Source organism: Flagellimonas sp. CMM7 (genome assembly GCF_021390195.1).
Classification (GTDB): Bacteria; Bacteroidota; Bacteroidia; order Flavobacteriales; family Flavobacteriaceae; genus Flagellimonas.
This window is the reverse complement of record NZ_CP090003.1, coordinates 2,734,818-2,758,375: the sequence shown is the minus strand read 5'-3', so window position 1 is coordinate 2,758,375 and position 23,558 is coordinate 2,734,818. Positions and strand designations below refer to the sequence as shown.

Annotated in this window: 27 protein-coding genes; 17 read left to right on the top strand and 10 right to left on the bottom strand. The window is 37.1% G+C overall.

Annotation, left to right across the window (positions count from 1 at the left end; genetic code table 11):
- The first annotated feature begins 30 nt into the window (after positions 1-30).
- From LV704_RS12495 to LV704_RS12450, 10 genes are all read left to right on the top strand, one after another.
- Positions 31-192: a hypothetical protein gene (locus LV704_RS12495; RefSeq protein ID WP_205597905.1), complete on the top strand. Its 162-nt coding sequence runs from the start codon at positions 31-33 to the stop codon at positions 190-192.
- A 121-nt stretch (positions 193-313) separates the two neighbouring features.
- A complete protein-coding gene (locus tag LV704_RS12490) occupies positions 314-1,423 on the top strand; it encodes a serine hydrolase (protein WP_163423595.1) in 1,110 nt (369 codons plus the stop codon).
- 205 nt (positions 1,424-1,628) lie between these two features.
- Positions 1,629-2,384 (top strand): hypothetical protein, encoded by a 756-nt coding sequence (locus LV704_RS12485; RefSeq protein ID WP_205597906.1) that lies wholly within the window; start codon positions 1,629-1,631, stop codon positions 2,382-2,384.
- A gap of 9 nt (positions 2,385-2,393) precedes the next feature.
- Entirely contained in the window at positions 2,394-3,470 is a 1,077-nt protein-coding gene (rsgA, locus tag LV704_RS12480) for a ribosome small subunit-dependent GTPase A (protein WP_233782037.1), read from the top strand.
- Positions 3,471-3,482: 12 nt separating this feature from the next.
- On the top strand, positions 3,483-3,905 hold the full coding sequence (locus LV704_RS12475; RefSeq protein WP_163423596.1) for an SRPBCC domain-containing protein: 423 nt from the start codon (positions 3,483-3,485) through the stop codon (positions 3,903-3,905).
- A 118-nt stretch (positions 3,906-4,023) separates the two neighbouring features.
- Positions 4,024-5,286, top strand: coding sequence for a nitrate/nitrite transporter (locus LV704_RS12470; RefSeq protein WP_163423597.1), 1,263 nt, complete (start codon positions 4,024-4,026; stop codon positions 5,284-5,286).
- Between the two features lie 52 nt (positions 5,287-5,338).
- Complete coding sequence (locus tag LV704_RS12465; RefSeq protein WP_163423598.1) at positions 5,339-6,352, top strand: metallophosphoesterase; 1,014 nt, start codon at positions 5,339-5,341, stop codon at positions 6,350-6,352.
- Between the two features lie 36 nt (positions 6,353-6,388).
- A complete protein-coding gene (locus LV704_RS12460; protein ID WP_163423599.1) occupies positions 6,389-6,937 on the top strand; it encodes a hypothetical protein in 549 nt (182 codons plus the stop codon).
- Positions 6,938-6,992: 55 nt separating this feature from the next.
- Positions 6,993-7,616, top strand: a complete 624-nt coding sequence (locus LV704_RS12455; protein ID WP_163423600.1) for a Crp/Fnr family transcriptional regulator — start codon at positions 6,993-6,995, stop codon at positions 7,614-7,616.
- A 63-nt stretch (positions 7,617-7,679) separates the two neighbouring features.
- Positions 7,680-7,919 carry a hexameric tyrosine-coordinated heme protein gene (locus LV704_RS12450; protein ID WP_163423601.1) on the top strand — a complete coding sequence of 80 codons (240 nt, stop codon included), beginning with the start codon at positions 7,680-7,682 and terminating at the stop codon, positions 7,917-7,919.
- Between the two features lie 11 nt (positions 7,920-7,930).
- On the opposite strand, the gene LV704_RS12445 is transcribed toward LV704_RS12450, so the two are convergent.
- Both LV704_RS12445 and murC read right to left on the bottom strand, forming a co-directional pair.
- Entirely contained in the window at positions 7,931-8,152 is a 222-nt protein-coding gene (locus LV704_RS12445; protein WP_163423602.1) for a hypothetical protein, read from the bottom strand.
- Positions 8,153-8,182: 30 nt separating this feature from the next.
- Positions 8,183-9,541, bottom strand: coding sequence for a UDP-N-acetylmuramate--L-alanine ligase (gene murC / locus LV704_RS12440; RefSeq protein WP_163423603.1), 1,359 nt, complete (start codon positions 9,539-9,541; stop codon positions 8,183-8,185).
- A 96-nt stretch (positions 9,542-9,637) separates the two neighbouring features.
- Between murC and LV704_RS12435 the strand changes: the two genes are divergently transcribed.
- The 3 genes from LV704_RS12435 (at position 9,638) to LV704_RS12425 (ending at position 11,207) form a co-directional block, all read left to right on the top strand.
- Complete coding sequence (locus LV704_RS12435) at positions 9,638-9,949, top strand: cupin domain-containing protein (protein WP_163423604.1); 312 nt, start codon at positions 9,638-9,640, stop codon at positions 9,947-9,949.
- A gap of 30 nt (positions 9,950-9,979) precedes the next feature.
- Positions 9,980-10,735 carry an SDR family oxidoreductase gene (locus LV704_RS12430; protein WP_317164657.1) on the top strand — a complete coding sequence of 252 codons (756 nt, stop codon included), beginning with the start codon at positions 9,980-9,982 and terminating at the stop codon, positions 10,733-10,735.
- Between the two features lie 97 nt (positions 10,736-10,832).
- Entirely contained in the window at positions 10,833-11,207 is a 375-nt protein-coding gene (locus LV704_RS12425) for a DoxX family membrane protein (protein WP_163423605.1), read from the top strand.
- 60 nt (positions 11,208-11,267) lie between these two features.
- Here LV704_RS12425 and LV704_RS12420 read toward each other — a convergent pair whose 3' ends face one another.
- From LV704_RS12420 to LV704_RS12385, 8 genes are all read right to left on the bottom strand, one after another.
- Positions 11,268-11,993: a LytTR family DNA-binding domain-containing protein gene (locus LV704_RS12420; protein WP_163423606.1), complete on the bottom strand. Its 726-nt coding sequence runs from the start codon at positions 11,991-11,993 to the stop codon at positions 11,268-11,270.
- On the bottom strand, positions 11,990-13,048 hold the full coding sequence (locus LV704_RS12415; protein WP_163423607.1) for a sensor histidine kinase: 1,059 nt from the start codon (positions 13,046-13,048) through the stop codon (positions 11,990-11,992). The genes LV704_RS12420 and LV704_RS12415 overlap by 4 nt, the downstream gene beginning before the upstream one ends.
- 114 nt (positions 13,049-13,162) lie before the next feature.
- Positions 13,163-13,366: a hypothetical protein gene (locus LV704_RS12410; RefSeq protein ID WP_163423608.1), complete on the bottom strand. Its 204-nt coding sequence runs from the start codon at positions 13,364-13,366 to the stop codon at positions 13,163-13,165.
- Between the two features lie 256 nt (positions 13,367-13,622).
- Positions 13,623-15,650 (bottom strand): S9 family peptidase, encoded by a 2,028-nt coding sequence (locus LV704_RS12405; RefSeq protein ID WP_163423609.1) that lies wholly within the window; start codon positions 15,648-15,650, stop codon positions 13,623-13,625.
- A gap of 164 nt (positions 15,651-15,814) precedes the next feature.
- Positions 15,815-16,339 carry a DUF4136 domain-containing protein gene (locus LV704_RS12400; RefSeq protein ID WP_163423610.1) on the bottom strand — a complete coding sequence of 175 codons (525 nt, stop codon included), beginning with the start codon at positions 16,337-16,339 and terminating at the stop codon, positions 15,815-15,817.
- 62 nt (positions 16,340-16,401) lie between these two features.
- Positions 16,402-17,403: a GTPase ObgE gene (gene obgE, locus LV704_RS12395; protein WP_163423611.1), complete on the bottom strand. Its 1,002-nt coding sequence runs from the start codon at positions 17,401-17,403 to the stop codon at positions 16,402-16,404.
- A 23-nt stretch (positions 17,404-17,426) separates the two neighbouring features.
- Positions 17,427-17,945 (bottom strand): GNAT family N-acetyltransferase, encoded by a 519-nt coding sequence (locus tag LV704_RS12390; protein ID WP_163423612.1) that lies wholly within the window; start codon positions 17,943-17,945, stop codon positions 17,427-17,429.
- Positions 17,946-17,978: 33 nt separating this feature from the next.
- Positions 17,979-19,085, bottom strand: coding sequence for an adenylate kinase (locus tag LV704_RS12385; RefSeq protein ID WP_163423613.1), 1,107 nt, complete (start codon positions 19,083-19,085; stop codon positions 17,979-17,981).
- Between the two features lie 118 nt (positions 19,086-19,203).
- On the opposite strand from LV704_RS12385, the gene LV704_RS12380 reads away from it, so the two are divergent.
- The 4 genes from LV704_RS12380 (at position 19,204) to LV704_RS12365 (ending at position 23,545) form a co-directional block, all read left to right on the top strand.
- Positions 19,204-20,358: a 5-(carboxyamino)imidazole ribonucleotide synthase gene (locus tag LV704_RS12380; protein WP_163423614.1), complete on the top strand. Its 1,155-nt coding sequence runs from the start codon at positions 19,204-19,206 to the stop codon at positions 20,356-20,358.
- 4 nt (positions 20,359-20,362) lie between these two features.
- Positions 20,363-20,854 (top strand): 5-(carboxyamino)imidazole ribonucleotide mutase, encoded by a 492-nt coding sequence (gene purE, locus LV704_RS12375; RefSeq protein WP_163423615.1) that lies wholly within the window; start codon positions 20,363-20,365, stop codon positions 20,852-20,854.
- A gap of 94 nt (positions 20,855-20,948) precedes the next feature.
- Entirely contained in the window at positions 20,949-22,985 is a 2,037-nt protein-coding gene (locus LV704_RS12370) for a M3 family metallopeptidase (protein ID WP_163423616.1), read from the top strand.
- A 56-nt stretch (positions 22,986-23,041) separates the two neighbouring features.
- Entirely contained in the window at positions 23,042-23,545 is a 504-nt protein-coding gene (locus LV704_RS12365; RefSeq protein ID WP_163423617.1) for a GbsR/MarR family transcriptional regulator, read from the top strand.
- Positions 23,546-23,558 lie beyond the last annotated feature (13 nt).

The window sequence follows — 23,558 nt, the reverse complement described above, 5'->3', positions numbered from 1 at the left end:
TGAAAAAACTGCGTCTTTATAGCAACAAGTTTGGATGGGTATATTGCCGATAAAAATGGAGGGGTTGATTGGCTGGAAAGCACGCCAAACCCAAACAAATCTGACTTGAGCTATAATACATTCATTGAACAGATAGGTGCCATGGTCATTATAGTAGAAAAAAACAATAGAACACTAACAATGTTTGTATAACTGCAAGTAGATTTAACTACTCGCAGCCCGAGTCACTTACCCTAAAAATTAAGGTCAAATTAACTAGGCACTGTAACAATCTATTTCTGGTTTTGTCTTTGTTTAAAGACAAAACCTTCTCATGAAAATTCCACACTTTTTTTTGATGACGCTATTGGTTTTAATCACCAGTTGTAGGGAAAAAACTCATCAAACTTCATTGCAAAAAGAAACAAAAACCATCCTAAACTTAAACCATAAAGAAGTACCAATCGATTCCATAAATTCATATGTGAAACTTAAAATGGAAGAAATGAATATTCCAGGAGTTTCCTATGCCATTATCAACAATGGGGAATTGGTTTTCCACAATGTAATAGGATACACCAATTTAGAAACTAAAGAAACCGTAAATAAAACAACTCTGTTTGAAGGAGCTTCGACTTCAAAACCTGTATTTGCTTCTTTGGTCATGTTATTGGTAGAAGACAAAAAAATTGATTTAGATACTCCATTGTTCAACTACCTCGATGAAAACGCCCGCGCCAATTATGCTTACGATGCCCGATATCAAAAAATAACGGCTAGAATGGTTCTGTCCCATACCACCGGTTTTCCCAATTGGCGTGGAAAAAATGAGTTGACCATATCATTTGAGCCGGGCACAGATTTCAACTATTCGGGTGAAGGGTATCAATTCTTGGTAGCAGCTGTCAAATCAATTTTACAAACCGATTCTGAAGGCTTAGAGAACTATTTTCAAAAACGTATTGCGGAACCGCTGGGAATGGCTCATACAAAGTTTGTGCAAGATGAATACAACAGAAACCACAAGGCATTCCCACATTTTAATGGTGTTAAAAAAGAAAAAAACAATTGGACTGTCAATGAATTCAATGCAGCTTCGGCCATACATACAGAATCTCGGGAATTCTCCAAATGGCTGATTGCAATAATGGAGGGAAGTCTACTTTCAGAAAGTAGCTCTTCCGATTTACTTAAAGATCAAATTACATCTTTAAAAGCACCATCTCTTGCAACTAATGAGGGAGCCATTGCCTGGACTCTTGGGTTTGCAAAATATAAAAATTCTGGCCATATCGTCTACGGACATGAAGGCAACAACGATGGGTTCAATGGCTTGTTTCTTTTTGACAAGGAGGAAAAATGGGGCTTGATTCAGTTCAATAATGCCAACGAAGTATACGATTTTGGATATGAATTGTTTGGGTATATTAATAAAATCAAATAAGTATAAGAACAATAGTAAATTGGGTGCTAATCCGAATCGCTATTTTGTTTAAATTAAGTAATTTCCCTGCACACAAGAAGAGGAAGGCTACGAAACAGAAGCAGTGTGTTTTGGAGATGGAAATTGTATTGAAAGGCCCATACCTGAAAGTTGTTTTTGATAAACCCTTACTCTAAAATTTGATGGAATCGAATTAGAAATAAAGATGAGGATTAAAATCCACATATTAACGGTATTGACCTTTCTTACATCTTGCTATGGGAGCAGTCAAAATCGTGTTGTAGTTAATATTCCTACCGCAGATTCAGAGTCCGAATACATTTGGAGAACAATCCAGGACATCAAATTCTTTGAAGGGAAAAATTATCAAATAAGTCTTCCCCAGGGTTCATTGATAAACGATTTAAAGGTTAAATCTAAATTAGGAAACCTCACAAATGAGGATTACGAAAGATTAAAGGTATTTGTTCAAGATAGTGTGTATGACGAAGCTGACTACCAAAAAGGGTATCAAAAAATAGAAGATGAGCTTGAACAAATCAACAGCATGATCAATGAAATAAGCCAATCAAACTTTAAATGGAATTTCAAAGAATTTAAGACATACCAAGTAAACCTTACCCTCTATGGACCCGGTGGAAGCTATAATCCTGATGAAGGGTCGGTGTTAATTTTCACTACAACCAACGGACGCTTCAAAAATTATGACAATCCCGCCAACACAATTATTCACGAAATAACCCATATTGGAATTGAAGAAGCGATTGTTAATAAATATAGGGTTTCCCATGCTTTAAAAGAACGAATTGTGGACACTTTTGTATTCTTAAATTTCGGTAAGTATTTACCAGAGTACCGAATACAGGATATGGGAGACAAAAGAACAGATCAATACCTTAAAACAAAGGAAGACCTAAAAGATTTGGACCACTTTGTAAAACGTATTACAAAAGAAAATTAATTATCATCAATGAGTAAAATGACACTTCAAGACATAGGATACAATGTTGCGCTGGAAGAATATGGAAAAGAACATAGCATAAATTCTTTTGACGTTGGTCGTGTTATATTGGAACATAAAGACAGATATGTGATCAAAACGGCAACCGGAGAATTGGATGCAGAACTAATTGGTAATCTGCGATATACTGCGGAAAGCAGGTATGATTTACCGGCCGTTGGAGATTGGGTGGCATTTTCAGAATACGGTGAGAATAAGGCACTAATACATGCTGTTTACCCAAGACATTCCATTTTAGAGCGGCAGGCTGTTGGCAAATCTGCAGAAACCCAAATAATTGCGACAAATATTGATTATGGCTTAATTGTTCAATCTGTAAACAGGGATTTTAGCATCAACCGTTTAGAAAGATATTTAACCATTTGCAATACTGCCAAAGTAGCACCCATCATCATTTTAAGTAAGATAGACTTAATAGACGAACAAACGTTAAGCTCACTTCTTGATGAAATAAAAGAAAGAATCAAAGAGGTTCCCTTAATAGCAATCAGCAATCAATCCCATGTTGGGTTAGATGAAGTAAAAGCAATTATCCAAAAAGGCAAAACCTACTGTTTATTAGGTTCGTCCGGCGTGGGCAAATCAACACTCTTAAACCAACTAACGGGTAAAGAACTTATGGATACAAGGTCTATAAGTGAGCGCATTGATAGAGGAAAACATGTTACCACTCACAGGGAACTAATTGTTTTGGAAGATGGCGGCATTCTTATAGATAATCCCGGAATGAGAGAAATTGGTATTACCAATACTTCCGCAGGACTTGAAATTACATTTGATGAAATTATTGAATTGGCACAAAATTGTAAATTCAATGACTGCACACATTCAAACGAAGATGGATGCGCCATACTTAATGCTGTAGAACGCGGAGAGGTTGATGCGGACTCCTATGCAAATTTTCAGAAAATGGAAAAAGAAAGGGTCTTTTTTGAATCCAGTGTTGCAGAAAAGAAAAAGAAGGACAAGAACTTTGGAAAAATGATCAGAGATGTCAAAAAACAAAGAAAACGGAATAAATTCTGAGCGCAGCTATTTATGAAAAGTATCGTCTGGAAAATACATTTAAAATCTTCTCCCGAAATAGTTTTTGGTTTTCTTTCTACAACAAGTGGGCGGGAAAAATTCTGGGCTGAAAAAGCTCCAGAAGTAAATGGAACCATCCACTTTTCTTTTCCAAATGGAGAATCTTATGAGAGTCAAATCTTGAAATCCAACACAAATATTGAATTTCAATTGGATTATTTCAATTCGACGGTCAAGTTTAGCCTAGAGCCTTCTTTAAACAACGGCACAGATTTAACCTTAACCAATGAAGGCGTAGCTGAAGATGAATATCTGGAAGTACATTCCGGGTGGATATCTGTATTGATGAGTCTAAAAGCAGCGGTCGACTTTCAAATTGATTTAAGAAATCATACCCCAAACAAGACTTGGGATCAAAAATATATTGATAATTAAAGATTAATACATCTCCCAATGCTATTGGCTGAGTAAACTCTTCCAAATGTTTCTAACTAATCTTGAAACCTTATCTTTAAGCATTAGCAACCAATAGATAGTCCTTAGCTTAAGCTGCATGCAACAAAAGAAAGCTCCTTGGTATTACCTTCTTCTACTTATATTGGCTGGGGAGACCGTTTTCATTCTTCCGTTTGTGCTTTCTCGTGTGTTTAGACCTACTGTACTCGATGTATTTGGGTTGGACAACGTGCAACTGGGACTGTGTTTTTCTGTCTACGGCATCGTGGCTTTGGTATCGTATCTTTTTGGCGGTCCTTTGGCTGATAAATTTCCTCCAAGAAAATTAATTGCCGTAGCACTTTGGATGACTGCATTAGGAGGGTTGGTCTATGCCACTTTCCCTAGTTATACTGTTTTAAAAATACTCTATGGCTATTGGGGCTTTACCACTATTTTTTTGTTCTGGGCCCCAATGATAAAGGCTACCCGTGTTTGGGGAGGCTCAAATTCACAAGGTAAGGCCTTTGGCTTTTTAGATGGTGGCCGTGGTTTGGTAGGTGCGCTGTTCGGAGCCATGGGCGTCCTAATTTTCTCCTTGTTTATCACCTCAGAAATTATAGAAGCTTCAGTCCCAGAAAGAAGGGAAGCCTTCAGGTACGTAATATTGGTTTCAGCTGGAATTGCAGTTCTGGTAGGATTTTTAGTATGGTTCTTCATGAGAATGGATCGCACTGCGGAAAAGGCTGTTATTTTGGAGAAAATAACCGTTTCACAAATTAAAGAAGTACTAAAACTGCCCTCTGTTTTGTTATTGATGATCATTATTCTTTGTGCATATGTGGGGTATAAAATTACCGATGTGTTTTCGCTCTACGCACAGGATGTTATGCGCTATGATCAAGTACAGTCGGCACAAGTGGGCACTTTTTTATTGTTTATACGTCCTGTAATTGGGGTTATTATTGGAATTTTGGCCGATCGTTCTCGAACCACATATTGGTTAGTGGTTAGTTTTATCATTGCATTCTTGGGAGCACTGTTGTTCGCTACCGGTATTATTTCCGAATCGGCTACTGTTTTGTTTTTTATTGCAATTCTTATCGTGGCAGCAGGTGTATATGCTGCACGTTCACTCTATTTTGCTGTAATGGAAAGAGGTGAAATTCCTTTAATACTTACTGGAACCGCTGTAGGTCTAATTTCAATCATAGGATATACGCCAGATATATTTGCAGGACCAGCCATGGGTTATCTGTTGGATAATTCTCCCGGCGCAGAAGGACATCAACATGTCTTCTGGATGCTTGCTATCTTTTCACTGATAGGTGGTATAGCAGCTTGGTTCTATTTCCGGTTGTACAGTAAAAAGAGAAAATAAATGTGTTCAAAATACATTTTGATGATTTACATTGTTTTAAAATTTAAAGAGTATGAAGTATAACGCAAAGAATCCTTCTAAGTTAAGACTTTGGAATTTATTGATTTTACTCCTCCTTATTTCTTCATGCAAGGAAAAATCTAATATAACAGCGGAAAAGGAAGTTCTTTTTATTTCTGAGGTAGCAAACGGTCCAAAACCCTGGACTTCCGAAAACTTTGAAACCACTGAAGATGACTTCACCTTTGCCATAATCTCTGATTTAAATGGAGGTGAACGTGAAGGAATCTATGCTACCGCGGTCTCTCAATTAAATAGGTTAGACCCAACTTTTGTGCTCAGTGTGGGAGATTTAATTGATGGAGGAACAGAGGATTCTTTGCAATTAGCAAAGGAATGGGATTCTTTTGATAAAAGAACTTCAAAATTAAATATGCCCTTCTTTTATTTAGGTGGAAATCACGATTTGACCAATCCTAAAATGCGTGAATTTTGGAAGAATAGATTTGGCCCACGCTATTATCATTTTTTATATGATGATGTATTGTTCCTAATGATGGATTCCGAAGATTATGAAGAAAAGAGGATGCTGGAAATTTATCATGCCCGAGCAGAAGCAATCAAAATTATCAAAGGTGAAATTGACGGCGTCTATGAAGAATCGGAATACTTTGGAATGAACGAACGCAGAGTTGGTGGAATGAGCAGTGCTCAATTTGATTATTATAAATCGGTTCTAGAAAAATACCCTGATGTAAAATGGACTTTTGTACTCATGCATAAACCACTTTGGATGAGAGAAGATGAAAAAGGACTGGGCAATCTTGAAAATCTTATGGCAAATCGACGGTACACCGTTGTTAATGGACATTTCCATTCCTTTTCCCATCGTAAAAGAAAAGGTAGGGATTACACCATCTTAGGTACTACTGGAGGTGGTCAAGACAAAACGGATTCGTTGTCTTTTGATCATGTTACTTTAGTAAGGATGACCAAAGAGCCAATTGTAACACATTTAAAAATGGAAGGTATTTTGGATGAGACTGGCAATGTGCCAAAACATTGATTTTTTCGCCAGTTTCCTTTTAATATTAGATTGAATATGAATTTTACAGAAGCACAGGAAGATATGCGTACCTCCTATTTTGGAGGAGGTCCAGGGGTTTTCGCATCTGGGGCTGTATGGCTCGCATCTGGGGTTACGGCTATACTAACTACAGAAAAAACAAGCGTTTTGGTATTCTTCTTCGCAGGAATGTTCATACACCCTCTAGGGATTTTGTTATCTAAATTTTTAAAACGTTCTGGACAGCATAAAAAAGAAAATCCATTATCAACTTTAGCATTGGAAAGCACCCTTTTATTGTTTATTGGGTTCTTTATTGCTTATTCCGTAATGTACATTCGTCCAAATTGGTTTTTTCCAGTGATGATGCTCATTATCGGTGGGCGATATTTGTTGTTTTCCTCAATTTATGGAATGCGTCTTTACTGGCTTTTAGGCTCAATATTAGCATTATCAGGAGCTCTTGGCTTCTTTTTTAACTCATCCTTCTATTTATTTGGATTGGTAGGAGGAGCACTTGAAATACTCTTTTCATTCGTACTGATATCTTTGGAAAAAAAGAGTAAAAAAACTAAACTCAAGTAGAAACACTTTAGATTTCAATACATAAAGAACAATTATGTTCTAAATAATAATCCAAATGAAAACATCTTTTTTAACCCAATGTTTTCCGAGCCTTGAGAAAGAGCTCGTTACAGAAATAGAGCACTATTCGTCCATCAAAAAATTTGAAGCCAAAGAATACATTGTAAAAGAAGGGCAGTTTATTAGGTCATTGCCCATTGTACTAGACGGAAGCATAAGGGTCTATAGTACTGAAGATGCGATGCAATTTCTATTGTACTACATTTCATCAGGGGCATCTTGCATTTACAGTTTTGCGCATACCTTCAACAATGAACCCGCGGAGTTTTCTGCCATTACAGAAGTAAAAAGTACTTTAATGCTACTTCCATTGGAAAGAGTTCGTTTATGGTTAAAAAAATATCCGTCTTTTGCCAGTATAGTGCTGAATGATTATCAAAAACATTATACAGACCTGTTGCATACCACAAAACAGGTTATTTGCTATAATCTTGAAGATAGATTGATTGATTACTTAAAAACCAAAGCGGAAATCGAAAAGTCCAACCTTCTAGGCATCTCTCACCAAGAAATTGCGGACAACCTTGGTACATCTAGAGAAGTTATAACCCGTGTGATGAAAAAACTGGGCAAAAATCAAAAAGTGGAACAAATAGGGCGAAAAATAAAAGTACTGTAAAGTAGCATATGTCACTGTTTTTAAATTGCATTACCAATAGTTTTGTGCCCAAATTATAAAAACATGTCAGAACAATTTCAATTAATTCCCGGTAACTCGTTAAAAACCAATTCTCCTGAAGAAGGAAGGGCACTAGCGGTTAAGATTGCAAGATTAACCATAAAGATTACGCAGCCAGATGCCAAAACCAGAGAAAAATTACGCCCAATATATGCCAATGATGCTTCAATGCTAATTGCTATTGGCCAAACGGTAGCAATGGAGTTTGCTACAATAGCAAAAGCCAATAATTATTGGAAATAGAATCAGCTGTATTAGAGATTTTCATCTTCGTCTTGGGTTTCTTGCAATTCAACTTTGTTATAAGAATCATTGATCATTCTGTCCTCCTCTAAGATAACATTGGAGATTCCTAGCATGAACGAAACCAACACTATGGAAGCAAACCGTTGCAGTTTGCGGTATAATTTTTTGACAGGAAAATGGAATAATGGTTTCACTCCATATGTATGGCAACTACTGTTCCATACATTCATGTGCTGACAAAATTGCTTTTTTAGACAATTCTATCGTTGAAAAATCTCCCTGACCCTACTAAAATCGAGTCCTCCATAATTACCAGAACTCATCAGTAACAAAGCAGTGTTATCAAAGTTTTGAGCAAAAAGATACTCTCGAAAAACATTGGAATCAGTAAAAATCTGTACATCTTCCCGGTTTAGGGCTTCTGCAATTTGGTTTGTCGTTACTTCTTCAAGCTGCTTGATTTTTACTGCATCTGGAGAGTAGAAGACAACAGCTTCATCTGCTGCGTCCAAAGCTCCATCATATTCTTTTAGGAATTCAGCATTAAGGCTACTATATGTATGTAATTCAAGGCAGGCAATCAATTTTCTTTGAGAATATTGTTCCTTCACAGCCATTGTGGTCGCTTTTACCTTGCTGGGAGAATGTGCAAAATCTTTAAATGCCACTTTTCCTGACCCTTCCGCAATTTTTTCCATTCGTTTTGAAGCTCCCTTGAAAGAAGCTATTGCTTCGTAAAAATCATCTTCGTCCACACCCATGTTCTGGCATATCCATTTTGCTCCCGCCAGATTGTTCAGATTGTGCTTACCAAAAATGGCAATGGGCATCTCACCTTCAGGGGTATCCAGCAGCGTTTCTCCATCTTCCACACTATACTTAGGTGTGCTATAAGGGAACTTACGAATAGCATTTTCAGTAGCCTCCACTACTTTTTTCACTTCTAAATCCTCTTCGTTATAGGTAACACTACCTCCGCGGACAACACTATCAACAAAAATCTGGAACTGTTCCACATAATTTTCAAAAGTGGGAAATACATTAATATGGTCCCAGGCGATGCCGCTCAAGAGCGCAATATTGGGTTTATAGAGGTGAAATTTTGGCCTTCTATCTATTGGAGAAGACAAATACTCGTCACCCTCCAATACTATAAAATCATTTTCTTCCGTAAGGTGAACCATTCGGTTAAAGCCCTCTAACTGTGCGCCTACCATATAATCAACAGCAATGTCATGATAATGCAGTACGTGCAGTATCATGGATGTTATAGTGGTCTTGCCATGGCTCCCTCCGATGACAACCCTGGTTTTGTATTTGGATTGCTCGTATAAAAACTCAGGATACGAATAAATTTTAATACCAATGTCTTGGGCTTTTTGCAGTTCTGGATTGTCCGGTTTGGCATGCATTCCCAAAATTACCGCATCCAATTCATCATGTATTTTCTCCGGATACCATCCAAACTCTTCAGGCAGTAAACCTTTTTCTTTTAAACGACTCTTTGAAGGTTCAAAGACAACATCATCACTTCCGGTAATCTCATACCCTTTATGTTCCAATGCCAAGGCAAGGTTATGCATAGCGCTACCACCAATTGCAATAAAATGGATTTTCATCAATACAGTTTATAAGTCAAAAATAGACATTGGCATAGCGAATACAAATAAACCATACATCTTATTAATTTTTATCTTAGGGTAAAATTTGAAGCAATGAACTTATCAAAAATACAATCTAAAGAAATCATGCCAGGCTATCACGGAAAAATGGTACATGGCGAAACAATGACCTGGGTTTTTTGGGATGTTGAAAAAGACGCTGAAGTACCTCAGCACAATCATATACATGAGCAAATTATGCATGTCTTGGAAGGTGATTTTGAATTTACAGTTGGAGGAAAAACAGACATTTATCATCCAGGAGATGTAGTTGTAATCCCTTCTAACATATCCCATGGAGGGAAAGCTCTAACTCCTTGTAGATTGATGGATATTTTTAGCCCAGCCAGAGAAGAATATAAATAGTTATGAATATATCTCTTAGGTAAAACTGCCTTGGTAGGTGGAAGCAGTAAAGGTATTGGCGAAGCTATTGCAAGGCAACTGGCGGACAGTGGAGCAAGGGTGATACTTATGGCCAGAAACGAAGGTAAAATGAAAACCATTGTTTCAGAGCTCCCTACAGATAAAGGGCAGAAACATCAATATCTGGTGGTTGACTTTTCAAACTTTGATACTTTTAAAAAAACCATTGCTGACTTTTTTGAACAACATTCCATTGATATTTTAGTCAACAATACCCAAGGTCCACAAGCAGGGGGTGCATTGGAAAAAAATGTGGAGGATTATCAAAAGGCTTTTGATTTTCTGTTTAAATCCGTTGTTTTCACGACCGAGCTTGCACTCAAAAACATGCAGGAGAAGAAATGGGGCAGAATTATTAACGTAGCCTCCATTTCTGTTAAAGAGCCGCTGAACTATTTGGCATTGTCCAATTCTATAAGGGCTGCAGTGGTTACTTGGGCAAAAAGCCTTGCTTTTGATGTTGCCAAAGACGGAATTACCGTAAACAATGTTCTTACCGGTTATTTTGATACCGATAGGATTGCTCAACTGAATGTCACTAAAGCAGAAAAACTAGGAATACCCCCCTCTGAGGTTCGTTCCGCCATGGAAGCACAAGTACCTATGAAACGTATTGGAAAACCCGAAGAATATGGTTTTTTAGTGGCTTTTTTAGCATCCGATCAGTCAGCTTATGTTACAGGGACAAATATCCCCATTGATGGTGGGTTATTAAAATCTTTTTAAACAGAAATCTTTTTAAAAATTTAACCATTCATCTTATAAAATATTGAATTCGTAATTTTTAGTTAATTTTATTGCTTAACCAATAAAATTCAAACACATGAATTCAAAAGTTTTTCTAGTCGCACGTATTCTTCTGGGGCTATTTGTTTTAGTATTTGGTTTAAACAAATTCTTTGGTTTTATCCCATTTGGAGAAATGCCCGAAGCGGCAATGAACTATTTTGGTGCACTGTCTTCAACACACACCTTGAAAATTGTAGGTATCATTGAGATATTAGCAGGATTAGCATTTATATTAAATAAATATGGCGCTCTAATGGCTCTTATTTTAATGAGTGTTTCTGTAAATGCTGTTTTGTTCCATGCCACTCTAGCGCCTGCAGATATTGGCGGGGCTTTGGCATTGATTATTTTAAATATAGTTGTCCTTCTTGGCTATAAGGATAGATACAAGGATATCTTACGAGCTTAAGCTCAAGCAAAAAGGCCCTTCTATAAAAGAAGGGCTTTTTAAATGCTACTCGTTTTTTGATTATAAGCTCATTTTATCCTTAAATATATAGGACTGTCTTCTGGACACTTCAATTTCTTCGCCATTCTTCATCTGAAGCTTTAGCTTGCCATTAAACCATGGCACTACATTTCCTATAAAATTGGTATTCACAATTTGTTGTCTATTTACCCTAAAAAAAGACTGTTCGGGCAATTTTTCTTCAACTTGATTAAGAGACTTGTATAATAATGGTTTTTTCTCTTCAAAAAACACACGGGTATAATTCCCAACAATTTCAAAATGAGAAATATCCCCAACCTTTACCAACCAGCAAGATTCTCCGTCCTTAATAAATATTTGACTGTTTTCCGTTAGCTTCTTTTCAGATTCTGTCTCTTCTGGATTCCCACTTAATTGCGCTTTTACTTTTTCCAAAGCCATTGAAAAACGCTTTTCATTTATTGGTTTTAACAAATAATCCAATGCATTGTATTCAAAGGATTTAATTGCATACTCATCAAAAGCGGTGGTGAAAACTGTTATTGGGACTTCATCCAACATCTCAAGGAGTTCAAAACCATCTTTTTCCGGCATATTGATATCTAAAAAAAGTAAGTCCGGGTTTTCTTTCTGTATGAGTTCAAACCCTTTGTCCACATTTTCAGCCTCCCCGATAAGCTCAATTTCTTCATGCTTTTTAATGAGCTCTTTTAACTCGTTACGAGCTAGCCTGGAATCTTCAACAATTACAGCTCTTATCTTCATGCCAGAGGAATTTTTATATGAGCCACAACTTCACTTGACACCTCTTTCAAACTAAAAGAGGCTTTATCTGCATATAATAACTTTAGTCTTTGACGGATATTCTTTAACCCCAATTGGGTCGTGTTTTTTCCTATTTGCAATTTTCCCGTATTTCTTACCTGAATGACCAACAGCTCTCCATCTTGCTTTATGCTCAAAACAATTCGTCCCCCTTGTTTTAAATTGGAAATTCCATGTTTTGTAGCGTTTTCTATCAATAATTGAACAACCATTGGTGGAATGTTTAATGAGAGCGTATCATCATCTATTTCTTCAACAAATTCCAATCGATCTTCCAATTGGATTTTTGAGAGATCTATGTAATTACCAACCATTTCCAACTCTTCTGCCACCGTTATAGCGTTTGTATTGTTCTTGGTAAGCGAGTATCTTAAAATCTCAGATAGTTTTGTTAGCATTTCTCTGGACTTCTCCACATCCTCTAACATTAACCCTCTAATATTGTTAAGGCTGTTAAACATAAAATGTGGATTGATTTGTCCTTTCAAGGTATTAAGTTGTGCCTGTTTGAGGTTGGTATTAAGTTCCAAACGTTCTATTCTATCTTTATTTAGCTTTAAGAGAAGTTTTACAACCAGATAGGTTGTAGTCCATGCTCCAATCACAAAAAGTGAATTTAATATTTGAATCCAAACTTTATCGTAATTGTTGAACATCTGGAGTTCCACATCAGTTAGTTCAGGTCCAAATTTTGCATAGATATAACCAAAACCATAGTTCATTGCTCCAAACAACATTGCTGTTATAAGAAAGGACACCATTACTTTGGTGAGTTCCTTAATACCGAATGAATCAAATTGAATATTTTTTTTAAAATACCAACGAAGCATAGAAGTGGAGGAAATACCAATGAACATCCCAAATATGCTTGAGTATAATATCAGCTCTATGCTTATTTTCTTCAGAACAAAGAGTGAAAGCATATTAACAAAGCCCCAACCAAGAACTTGTAGAATCCAAAAAGTGTACTTGCTTTTTTTATTGGTCAATTCCATTTTTAGTAATCAATACTATTTCAAATATACTTCTTTGCAGTTTTGCCATTTATTTTTGAAGGTTCTTTGGGTGTCGTATTTTCCAAAAACACAATGTATCATTAAATAAATAACTTACGCCCGACCTCTTTTTCCAGGAAGGCTACAACCTTTCTTATCCGTTCTTAAGAAGGCCACCCAAGTAAGTGATATTCCCGTGTAAAAAAAGATGAAGTAATCATCGTATTCCCACCCATTAAACTTTCCATAAAGCCCAATAAGCGTTCCTATAATTCCTGAGGCCAATACTATCCTTTGTGATGTGCTTAGTTTTTTCATTGTTGTGTTTTAAAGTTTAACCTATTGGTTGATTAGATAAAAATGTGAACTAGTAAAGTGATAATTAACTTGGCTAAAGCGATCATGTTTTTAGATTCTAATTGTTTACACATCGAAAATACCCAACAACCTTTCCAGAAAGAAGCAGATTATGACCAGTGGTAAAATTGAAAGTGCGAACGGTATCCTAAATTTTGGGCAATAAAAAAAGGAGCTTAAAAGCTCCTTTTTACTATACACACAGATGATGTTTCATTTAATCTTTTAAAGGTGCAGGTATTTCTTGCTTTCCTAAATGTTTGGAATAAAAGCCCATCATGGCCTTATACAGTTCAATTCTGTTTTCTTCCTTACCAAAACCATGTCCTTCATCATATTTTACCATATAGGGTACGTCATATCCTTTTCCTCTTAAAGCGCTTACAATTTGATCAGACTCATCTATATTTACCCTAGGATCATTGGCACCTTGCACCACAAACAGTGGTTTTTTAATCTTCTCCATTTGGTATACTGGAGAAACTTCTTCCATTATTGCCTTCTCCTCGGCCACATCCTCATCATACCAGATTTCCTTAATAATCTTTAAGTAAGGTTTCCAATAAGGTGGAATGGTTTTCATAAAAGTGAAAAGATTTGAAACTCCAACATAATCCACTCCACAAGCATATAAATCCGGTGTTTTGGTCAATCCTCTTAAAACAGCATATCCACCATGACTACCACCATATATGGCGGCTTTGTCCGCATCTACCCAACCTTGGTCAATAACGTATTGCAATCCATCCTCCACATCATCCATTGCTTTTCTTCCAATTTGTTTAAAGCCAGACTCTAAAAATTCTCTTCCGTAGCCTCCTGAAATTCTAAAATTCACTTGAAGTGTAGCATACCCGCGACTTGCAAACAATTGCGACTCTGGGTTAAAGCCCCATGAATCACGTATTCCCTGCGGGCCTCCATGTGGGTTTACAATTACAGGAACCTTTTGTCCAGCCAATGCTGCTTTGGGCAAAGTAATATAACCATGTAATGTAAGGCCATCTCTACTTTTAAAAGTAATGGGTCTCATTTCTGACATATCCTCTTCCTTAAGTTGAGGCATGGTATTATAAAGTTCCTTGAGTTCATTTTTTTGAACGTTGAAAGCATAATATGCTCCATACAGGCGATCACTGTCCACATATACCATATAAAGGTTTTCATCATCTGTAGTATCTAAAACACTGTATTGCTTTCCAGGAAGTTCTTTTTTAATCTTGCTATCCAATTTTTTGTATGAATCACTTATTGGTACCACAATGTTCTTTTCCCCTTCATAGGAGAAATAATCTATTTCATAATTTCTTTTTCTGGAAAGCCCCATGCTCTGGACATCATACTGATTGTTTGTAAAGACTTTCTCAATTACTTTATCTTCCATTAAATCATAGAGCACTATCTCTGCTTTGTCACTACTTAAATTGGAAATAACATATGCGTCATGCGGATTTTCAGTTGCATAGTTAAAATCAAGAATATTGAAAGAATCTTTCCAGTTTAATTTTTTTATGACATTATAGCTTCCATTGCCATCTTCATAATAAATGTCTTGCTCTACTCCATCACGTATTTTGGCAAAGGCCTTAAGATTACCATTTTTATCAAAGTTGTAACCAGCAATAGGGTTTGCTGCATCTTCATTGGAGTATAGTTGTGTTAACTCTCCTGTATTAAGGTTTACTTTATAAGGTTCAAAAACCTGTGGATTGTTTTTGTTCAAAGCAACAATAATGTGGTCTTTGTCCTCTTTTAGCAGTTCTGTAAACTGAGCTCTTACGCCATCAAAAGGAGTAAGGTCTTTTTGATTGCTCCCATCTAAATCCACCGCATAAATATGATAGTTTTCATCCCCTCCTTTATCCATGGAATAGAACAATCTCCCATTATTAACCCATCCATAGGTTCTAACAAGCTCTTCTTTCTCTTCAATTGCTCTTTTTATTTCATTGGTCTTAAGGTTCTTTACATAAATATGCCGTTTCCCCTCTACGTTACTTTCTCTGTAGGACAAGTATTTTCCATCAGGTGAAAATCTAAAAGTAAAGGCCTTTGGGTTTGCAAAGTAATCTTCCACGGTGTACCTGTAATCTCCCTCATCTAAAGATGCAAGGGAAATCAGTTCGTCGTTTGAACTAACCAAACTTGGGTTTCCAGGAACAGTTTTCTCCTGAGCGTATGAGGTCGTTCCTATGAGTAAAAACAAGGCAATACCACAAACAGTTTTAAAATTTAATGTTTTCATAAGTGTTTGAATTAATAGCTTTTGATTAAAATTGAAGTTAATCTTCTAAATAAGACTCGTTTAGAAAGCTTTTGTTACATTTTATTCAATCAAAAATAGCATTGGAACCCGTGCCCATGAAAATAGAATATGACAAACGGTAAATTAGCTTTGGCTAACGGAGATTATCTCTTTTCTGGGGGAAATTTGGAGAATACCTTTTTTACCAGTGCTCTTAACCTTTCTTCTCTAACGCTCGGTGAAGCATTTTCTCTAAAACCACTTTCGCTTGAAGCCTGCCAGAATAGCGCATCTTTTTGGGCATCTACAAAGTCAAACTGAATCTGACGCTGAATCCCTGAATTACCTAAAGGTAGACCTACGGAAATTCCTCCACCTACATTTCTGCCTGTTCCACCAATACCAACGCCTACAGCATTGTTTGGGGCACTTCTGTATTCATTGCTAAGTATATTGATGAAAAAATCAGGTTCCTCTACCAAAAGATAACCCTTTGCCTGTAATGTAGAATCAAGAGCCCGCATCAATCGTTTTTCATCCAATTCACTTAAACCGGATTCTATATCCGAGAAGTAATTATAACTGGTGTAGTTGGAAAAATTAGTGGCTTTATCGTAGTCGTAATTTACCCGGACTCCACTGCAGGATAACAGTGAACATATAAACAGTATGGAAAAAAGATATCGCATTTGTTCTTGGGAATACCTTTAAAATTAATCAATATTTGGTTTCAGAAGGAGAATAAATGATGTTATTCGTTCAATAACTTCCAGAGGTCATCCTTAAGTTCTTGGATACCCTGTTGCGCAACTGACGAAATAAATCGATATGGGATATTTTTGAAGTCCTTGTCCAATTCAACCTTCATTTCTGCCATAAGTTCTTCATCCAGCATATCGGATTTAGAAATTGCGATTATCCTTTCCTTATCCAGTAGTTCAGGATTGTAACGCCTTAGTTCGTCCAACAGGATTTCATATTCTTTTGAAATATCATTGCTATCTGCAGGTATTAAAAAAAGTAAGGTTGAGTTACGCTCAATATGTCTCAAAAAATAATGCCCCAAACCTTTTCCTTCAGCTGCCCCTTCAATAATACCGGGAATATCAGCCATTACAAAGCTCCTAAAATCTCGGTATTCAACTATACCCAAATTAGGTTTTAGCGTTGTAAACTCATAATCCGCAATTTTTGGTTTTGCAGAGGTCACCACTGAAAGTAGCGTGGATTTACCTGCATTGGGAAAGCCAACAAGGCCAACATCCGCCAATACTTTCAATTCCAGCGTTATTTGAGCTTCTTGACCGGGAATTCCTGGTTGCGCATATCTTGGAGTTTGGTTGGTGGAGCTTTTAAAATGCCAGTTGCCACGACCTCCCATTCCTCCTTCTGCCACTATTTTTTCTTCTCCATTCTCGGTAATCTCAAAGAGAATTTCATTGCTTTCGGTATCTCTTACTATAGTACCTAAGGGCACATCCATATAGACATCTTTACCATCTGCACCCGTACTACGATTTTTGCTGCCATGCTCTCCATGACTTGCTTTAAAATGCTTCTTGAACTTAAAGGTGACCAATGTCCAAAGATTACTATTTCCTCTAACAATTACATGACCGCCGCGTCCACCGTCTCCACCATCTGGACCACCTTTGGTAATATATTTTTCACGATGCAAGTGCACAGAACCCTTGCCCCCTTTTCCAGAAGCTACATAAACCTTTACATAATCAACAAAATTACCTTCTGTCATGGTGTGCGTTTTCGCAATTAATACTATGCTTTTGCAATCCTATAAACCAAGTCGTTTCCTCGATTTTCAGAACTTTGCTCAATGGTCAACTTATTCTTATTTAGTGAGCTTAATTTCTCCACTGCTTTTTGAGAACGAATGTTGTTCTTGTCTACAAAAAATACAATTTCATTTACAAACTGAAATGCATAATTCATCATTAGTTGTTTGCATACCGAATTGAACTTACCTCCCCAATATGCTCTTGACAAAAATGTCCATCCAATTTCCACGGCCTCTTTATACTTGGGAACTAAATTAAATCGTGAACTGCCAATCACATTACCTGATTGCTTTTCGATAATTACAATTGCTCCTTTAGAAGCTATTGATTCATTGAAAAAATTAGTGAATCCAGATAAAGTATATCTTTTGTTGTCTGGGTGTTGTTCCCAAACTAATTGATCCGATGCAACCTTATATAGCAAATCAAAATCTTCTGACAACAAGGGTCTTAGTCTTACCAAATCATTCTCTAGAATTGGCTGTAAATCAAAATTCATTTAGATTTTCTATAGTTTTTTTGAACTACCTTATTAAAGGTCGTTTACAACAGTACTGAGTCGCTCTGTAATCTGATTTATTTCCCCTATTCCATTAACAGAATGAAACTTCCCTTGTTTCTCATAGTAAGCTCTTAAAGGAGCTGTTTTCTCATTGTATTCATCAAACCGATTTCGGATTTTATTTTCATCCTGATCATCTGAACGGCCACTTTCCTTGCCACGTTCCAGCAAGCGAGCCACTAAAACATCATCATCGGCCTCTAGCGCAATGGTGGCGTCTATCTGCATGTTTTTGGATTCTAAAAAATTGTCCAATGCCTCTGCCTGTGCTGTTGTTCTTGGAAACCCATCAAAAATGAATCCTGCCGCATCTGGATTTTTGTCCACTTCATCCTTCAGCATGCTTATCGTTACCTCATCAGGAACCAAATCGCCCCTATCTATATAAGATTTGGCCAATTTGCCCAGTTCCGTTCCGTTTTTAATATTATATCTAAAAACATCTCCTGTAGAAATGTGTTTTAAATTGTAGTTTTCCTTTAAAAACCCAGCTTGGGTTCCTTTTCCCGCTCCCGGCTTTCCAAAAAGCACAAGGTTGATCATATTATTCTGGTTTAGTTGATATACTTCTCTTAAGTTTCTGCCCAATTCATTATAATCCAGGCCATATCCTACAATAAAATTATCAGGAATTTCCATTCCCACATAGTCAATTGAATATTCACCTGAATACACATCAGATTTATAAAACAACGAAGCTATTTTAAACTCTTTCACATTGGTTTGAGAGAACAAATGCACTAATTGCTTCAATGTTCGGCCCGTATCAATAACATCCTCTAAAATAATTACACTTCTTCCATCTATATCTTCCGGAACATCCAATAAAGTTTCTACAATACCAGTGGATGTTAATCCGTGATAGGAACTTAACCGCACAAAGGAAACTTGACATGGGTGTTGATATGCCTTCAAAAAATCGGATACGAACATGAATGCTCCATTGAGTACACCAACAAAAATAGGAGTCTCGTTCTGGTAGTCCCTGGCTATTTCAGCCGCTATTTTTTCAACGGCAGCTAAAATTTGTGCCTCCCCTAAATAGGGCTTAAAAACTTTGTCATGGAGCTTGATCAAGTCGTCATCAATTTTAATAGGTTGGCAAAGATAACATTTTTAGGTGCGCTTTACCCTCTGAGCTTTTATCCCTTCGAGGAATTCATGTATTTTTGCTTTCATTCCAATTAACAGATCAATGCATTTTTTCTCTTCCAATTTTAAACTCGGTATTCTAGGTGGTGGCCAATTGGGCAAAATGTTACTTTATGAGACCCGAAAATGGGACATTTATACTAAGGTAATGGACGCTTCCAAAGAAGCTCCTTGTAAAATAGCCTGTAATCATTTTGTGCAGGGCAGTCTTCTAGATTTTGATGATGTATATACTTTTGGAAAAGATGTTGATGTTTTGACCATTGAAATTGAAAATGTAAATGTGGACGCTTTGGAAAAATTGGAAAGTGAAGGTGTAAAAGTATACCCCCCTACCAACGCGCTACGGATTATTCAGAATAAAGCGACACAGAAGCTGTTTTATACCGATAACAATATACCAACTGCTCCATTTACCCGATTTGCCTACACCTCCGAAATTGAGGATAGTATTGCTAATGGCGGTCTGGAATTTCCTTTTGTTTGGAAAAGTGCTCAGTTTGGATATGATGGACAAGGAGTTAAAGTGGTGCGCTCTTTAGAAGACCTTAAGGGTCTACCCAATGTGGAATGCATCGCGGAAAAAATGGTCGATTTTAAAAATGAACTGGCCGTTGTTGTTGCTAGAAATACCAACGGAGAAGTAAAAACGTATCCTGTTGTTGAAATGGAATTTCATCCTGAAGCCAATCAAGTTGAATATGTTATTTGTCCAGCACGTATTGAAAAATCCATTGCACAAAAGGCAGTAGAGGTAGCTTTAAAAGTTTCATCACATATGGAGCATGTTGGATTGCTTGCTGTGGAATTGTTTCAAACACAAGACGGTGAAATTTTGGTTAACGAAGTAGCACCAAGACCCCATAACAGCGGACATTATAGTATTGAAGGCAGTTATACCAATCAATTTGAACAGCATATAAGAGCAATACTTGGTTTACCTTTGGGAAAAACGGACAGCAAAGTAGCCGCAGTAATGGTAAACTTGGTAGGTGACGAAGGACATACTGGAGATGTTGTTTATGAAAATATAGATTCCATTTTAGAAATGGATGGTGTAACTCCTCATGTCTATGGAAAAAAACAGACACGCCCGTTTCGTAAAATGGGACATGTGACCATTGTAGATGAAAACATGGCCAAAGCAAGAAAAGTGGCACAACAAGTAAAAGAAACGATTAAAGTTATAAGCAAATAGCATTATGAGCAAAGTAGCCGTAATTATGGGAAGTACCAGTGACCTTCCTGTTATGCAAGAAGCCGTTGATATTTTAAAAGGGTTTGATATTGAAGTTGATGTAGACATTGTTTCTGCCCATAGAACTCCAGAAAAACTGTTCGATTTTAGTAAAAATGCCCATAAGAATGGATATACTGTAATCATCGCCGGCGCTGGTGGCGCTGCCCACTTACCTGGAATGGTTGCTTCTTTATCTCCTTTGCCAGTTATTGGAGTTCCAGTAAAAAGCAGCAATTCTATTGACGGTTGGGATTCTATACTCTCCATTCTTCAAATGCCAGGTGGGGTTCCCGTAGCAACGGTAGCACTTAATGGCGCAAAAAATGCTGGTATTTTGGCTGCCCAGATTATTGGATCTTCTGATAAATGTGTCTTAGACAAAGTTGAAGTCTATAAACAAGGGCTTAAAGAAAAAGTCATCAAAGGAGCCGAAGAAGTGCGAAATAAGAACTAGAGATTCTTCGTCCAACCTGTCATACTGGGTCTATCGAAAGTGACTTCCAAAAATCATCTGTCAAAAATTCCAAATTATAAAAAGAAATCCGCATATGCCTACGAATAACCCTCTTCTCAAATCATTTGACAAAGCTCCTTTTGAACAAATCAAAAATGAACATTTTAAACCAGCCTTTTTAGAGGCAATTGAAAATGCCAGAAAAGAGATAGATGCCTTGGTTGAGAATACCGAGGCACCAACTTTTGAAAATACGTTGGAAGCTTTGGAATTTTCTGGAAGGCAATTGGATAGGGTTTCCAGTATTTTTTTCAATCTCAACTCAGCTGAAACCAATGATGAGATTCAAAAAATAGCGCAAGAAGTCTCTCCCTTATTGTCAGAATTTGGTAATGACATCACATTGAACGAAGCGCTCTTTAAAAGGATAAAATCGGTCTACGAACAAAGAGGGCACCTTGACCTTACCACAGAACAACAAACCTTATTGGAGAAAAGGTACAAAAGCTTTAGTCGCAACGGAGCTAATCTAGAGGATGCCGCAAAGAAACGCCTTAGAGAGGTTGACGCCGAACTGTCCAAACTAAAATTAAAGTTTGGTGAAAACGTGTTGGCAGAAACCAACAAGTATGAACTATTGCTCACAAAAGAAGAAGATTTAAATGGATTACCAGAAGGAGCAAAAGAAGCCGCGGCACAATTGGCAAAATCAAAGGAGAAGGAAGGCTGGTTGATTACATTGGATTACCCAAGCTACATTCCATTTATGAAATACGCTAAAAATAGGGCGTTACGAAAAGAACTCTCCCTAGCATTTGGCAGTAAAGGGTTTCATAAAGACGAGCTGGATAATCAAGAAAATGTTTTAAAGATTGTATCACTTCGCCATGAGAGGGCCAATTTGCTAGGGTATCAAACCCATGCACACTTTGTCTTGGAAGAACGAATGGCGGAAACTCCCGAAAAAGTGCAGAGCTTTTTGACCGAGCTTCTGGAGAAGGCAAAACCAGCTGCTGAAAGAGAGTTTGCAGAATTGGAAGCATTTGCAAAAGAACTGGACGGCATTGCTCAACTGGAGAAATGGGACAGTGCATATTATTCTGAAAAGTTGAAGCAAAAATTGTTCAATTTGGATGATGAAAAACTAAAGCCCTATTTTAAACTGGAAAATGTAATTGATGGTGTTTTTAAAGTGACGGAAAAACTATTTGACCTCAACTTTAAAGAAGTTTTCAATGTTGAAAAATACCATGACGATGTAAAAACCTTTGAGGTTTACGACAGCTCACAAAACTTGGTTTCGCTTTTCTATGCAGATTTTCATCCCAGACCCGGAAAACGCGGCGGTGCTTGGATGACTTCCTATAAACCACAATACACATTGCAAGGTAAAAATAGTAGACCTCACATTTCAAATGTCTGCAACTTTACAAAGCCCACAAGCACCAAACCATCGCTTCTTACCTTCAATGAGGTAACCACGCTGTTCCATGAATTTGGTCATGCGCTGCATGGCATGTTGGCCAATACTACTTATCCAAGTATTTCAGGCACATCGGTCTATTGGGATTTTGCAGAACTTCCCAGTCAAATATTGGAAAATTGGTGCTATGAAAAAGAAGCTTTGGAACTTTTTGCCTTTCATTATGAAACCGGGGAATTGATTCCTATGGAATTGGTTCAAAAAATAAAAGAATCTGCAACCTTTCAAGAAGGTATGGCCACACTTCGTCAATTAAGCTTTGGCTTCTTGGATATGGCGTGGCACGGAAAAGACCCATCAAAAATTGAGGAAGTAAAAAATTACGAATCCAAAGCATTTGAAGGCACCAATCTATTTCCTGAAACTCCTGAAACATGCATGAGCGTAGCATTCTCCCATATATTTCAGGGAGGGTATTCCTCTGGATATTACAGCTATAAATGGGCAGAGGTTTTAGATGCTGATGCATTTGCGTATTTTAAAGAAAAAGGAATTTTCAATAAGGAAGTCGCAACCAAATTCAAGGAACATGTACTTTCCAAGGGAGGTACAGAAAACCCTATGACACTTTACAAACGTTTTAGAGGTGCAGCACCTAAAATTGAACCTTTATTAGAACGGGCTGGGTTGATAAAGAAAGTTGGTTAATGTTTTTTAACTTTCAATAATTTTTGAAATTACAAAAATAACACTATCTTTGTTTCATGGAATACCAAGAAGCAAAAGATAAATTTATTAGTACCTGGGGCAGTCTGGGTACTTTATGGGGCATAAACAAAGCTATGGCCCAGATACAAGCCTTACTTTTTATTTCCACAAAATCCTTGACTACTGAAGAAATTATGGAAGCCCTTCAAATTTCCAGAGGTAATACCAGCATGAATGTTCGTCAGTTAATTGACTGGGGAATTGTGAAAAAAGAGTTGAAAGCAGGGGAACGCAAAGAATACTTTTCTACTGAGAAAGATGTGCAGGAACTCGCCCGCATTATTGCTGAAGAACGCAGCAGAAGAGAAATACAACCCGTTATCAAAACACTGCAAGAAATCAGTTCCATAAAAGATGATGGTACGGAAAACACAAAAGAACTCATTAAACAAACAAAGGCTCTCCATGATTTGGCCAAAACGGCAAATTCACTTTTGGATAAGGCAATAACTCATAAACAGAACTGGGTAAGTAGTGCGCTGCTGAAAATAATAAAATAATTTTTTTAATTAC

What these genes read in the sequence shown, in the direction of transcription:
- LV704_RS12405 (WP_163423609.1), bottom strand. Translation starts at nt 15,650, where the DNA reads ATGAAAACATTAAATTTTAAAACTGTTTGTGGTATTGCCTTGTTTTTA.
- murC (WP_163423603.1), bottom strand. Translation starts at nt 9,541, where the DNA reads ATGAAAATCCATTTTATTGCAATTGGTGGTAGCGCTATGCATAACCTT.
- LV704_RS12400 (WP_163423610.1), bottom strand. Translation starts at nt 16,339, where the DNA reads ATGCGATATCTTTTTTCCATACTGTTTATATGTTCACTGTTATCCTGC.
- LV704_RS12390 (WP_163423612.1), bottom strand. Translation starts at nt 17,945, where the DNA reads ATGAATTTTGATTTACAGCCAATTCTAGAGAATGATTTGGTAAGACTA.
- LV704_RS12410 (WP_163423608.1), bottom strand. Translation starts at nt 13,366, where the DNA reads ATGAAAAAACTAAGCACATCACAAAGGATAGTATTGGCCTCAGGAATT.
- LV704_RS12445 (WP_163423602.1), bottom strand. Translation starts at nt 8,152, where the DNA reads ATGAATGTATGGAACAGTAGTTGCCATACATATGGAGTGAAACCATTA.
- purE (WP_163423615.1), top strand. Translation starts at nt 20,363, where the DNA reads ATGAGCAAAGTAGCCGTAATTATGGGAAGTACCAGTGACCTTCCTGTT.
- LV704_RS12415 (WP_163423607.1), bottom strand. Translation starts at nt 13,048, where the DNA reads ATGGAATTGACCAATAAAAAAAGCAAGTACACTTTTTGGATTCTACAA.
- rsgA (WP_233782037.1), top strand. Translation starts at nt 2,394, where the DNA reads ATGAGTAAAATGACACTTCAAGACATAGGATACAATGTTGCGCTGGAA.
- LV704_RS12460 (WP_163423599.1), top strand. Translation starts at nt 6,389, where the DNA reads ATGAATTTTACAGAAGCACAGGAAGATATGCGTACCTCCTATTTTGGA.
- LV704_RS12435 (WP_163423604.1), top strand. Translation starts at nt 9,638, where the DNA reads ATGAACTTATCAAAAATACAATCTAAAGAAATCATGCCAGGCTATCAC.
- LV704_RS12470 (WP_163423597.1), top strand. Translation starts at nt 4,024, where the DNA reads ATGCAACAAAAGAAAGCTCCTTGGTATTACCTTCTTCTACTTATATTG.
- LV704_RS12380 (WP_163423614.1), top strand. Translation starts at nt 19,204, where the DNA reads ATGCATTTTTTCTCTTCCAATTTTAAACTCGGTATTCTAGGTGGTGGC.
- LV704_RS12475 (WP_163423596.1), top strand. Translation starts at nt 3,483, where the DNA reads ATGAAAAGTATCGTCTGGAAAATACATTTAAAATCTTCTCCCGAAATA.
- obgE (WP_163423611.1), bottom strand. Translation starts at nt 17,403, where the DNA reads ATGACAGAAGGTAATTTTGTTGATTATGTAAAGGTTTATGTAGCTTCT.
- LV704_RS12465 (WP_163423598.1), top strand. Translation starts at nt 5,339, where the DNA reads ATGAAGTATAACGCAAAGAATCCTTCTAAGTTAAGACTTTGGAATTTA.
- LV704_RS12485 (WP_205597906.1), top strand. Translation starts at nt 1,629, where the DNA reads ATGAGGATTAAAATCCACATATTAACGGTATTGACCTTTCTTACATCT.
- LV704_RS12420 (WP_163423606.1), bottom strand. Translation starts at nt 11,993, where the DNA reads ATGAAGATAAGAGCTGTAATTGTTGAAGATTCCAGGCTAGCTCGTAAC.
- LV704_RS12365 (WP_163423617.1), top strand. Translation starts at nt 23,042, where the DNA reads ATGGAATACCAAGAAGCAAAAGATAAATTTATTAGTACCTGGGGCAGT.
- LV704_RS12370 (WP_163423616.1), top strand. Translation starts at nt 20,949, where the DNA reads ATGCCTACGAATAACCCTCTTCTCAAATCATTTGACAAAGCTCCTTTT.
- LV704_RS12490 (WP_163423595.1), top strand. Translation starts at nt 314, where the DNA reads ATGAAAATTCCACACTTTTTTTTGATGACGCTATTGGTTTTAATCACC.
- LV704_RS12455 (WP_163423600.1), top strand. Translation starts at nt 6,993, where the DNA reads ATGAAAACATCTTTTTTAACCCAATGTTTTCCGAGCCTTGAGAAAGAG.
- LV704_RS12425 (WP_163423605.1), top strand. Translation starts at nt 10,833, where the DNA reads ATGAATTCAAAAGTTTTTCTAGTCGCACGTATTCTTCTGGGGCTATTT.
- LV704_RS12450 (WP_163423601.1), top strand. Translation starts at nt 7,680, where the DNA reads ATGTCAGAACAATTTCAATTAATTCCCGGTAACTCGTTAAAAACCAAT.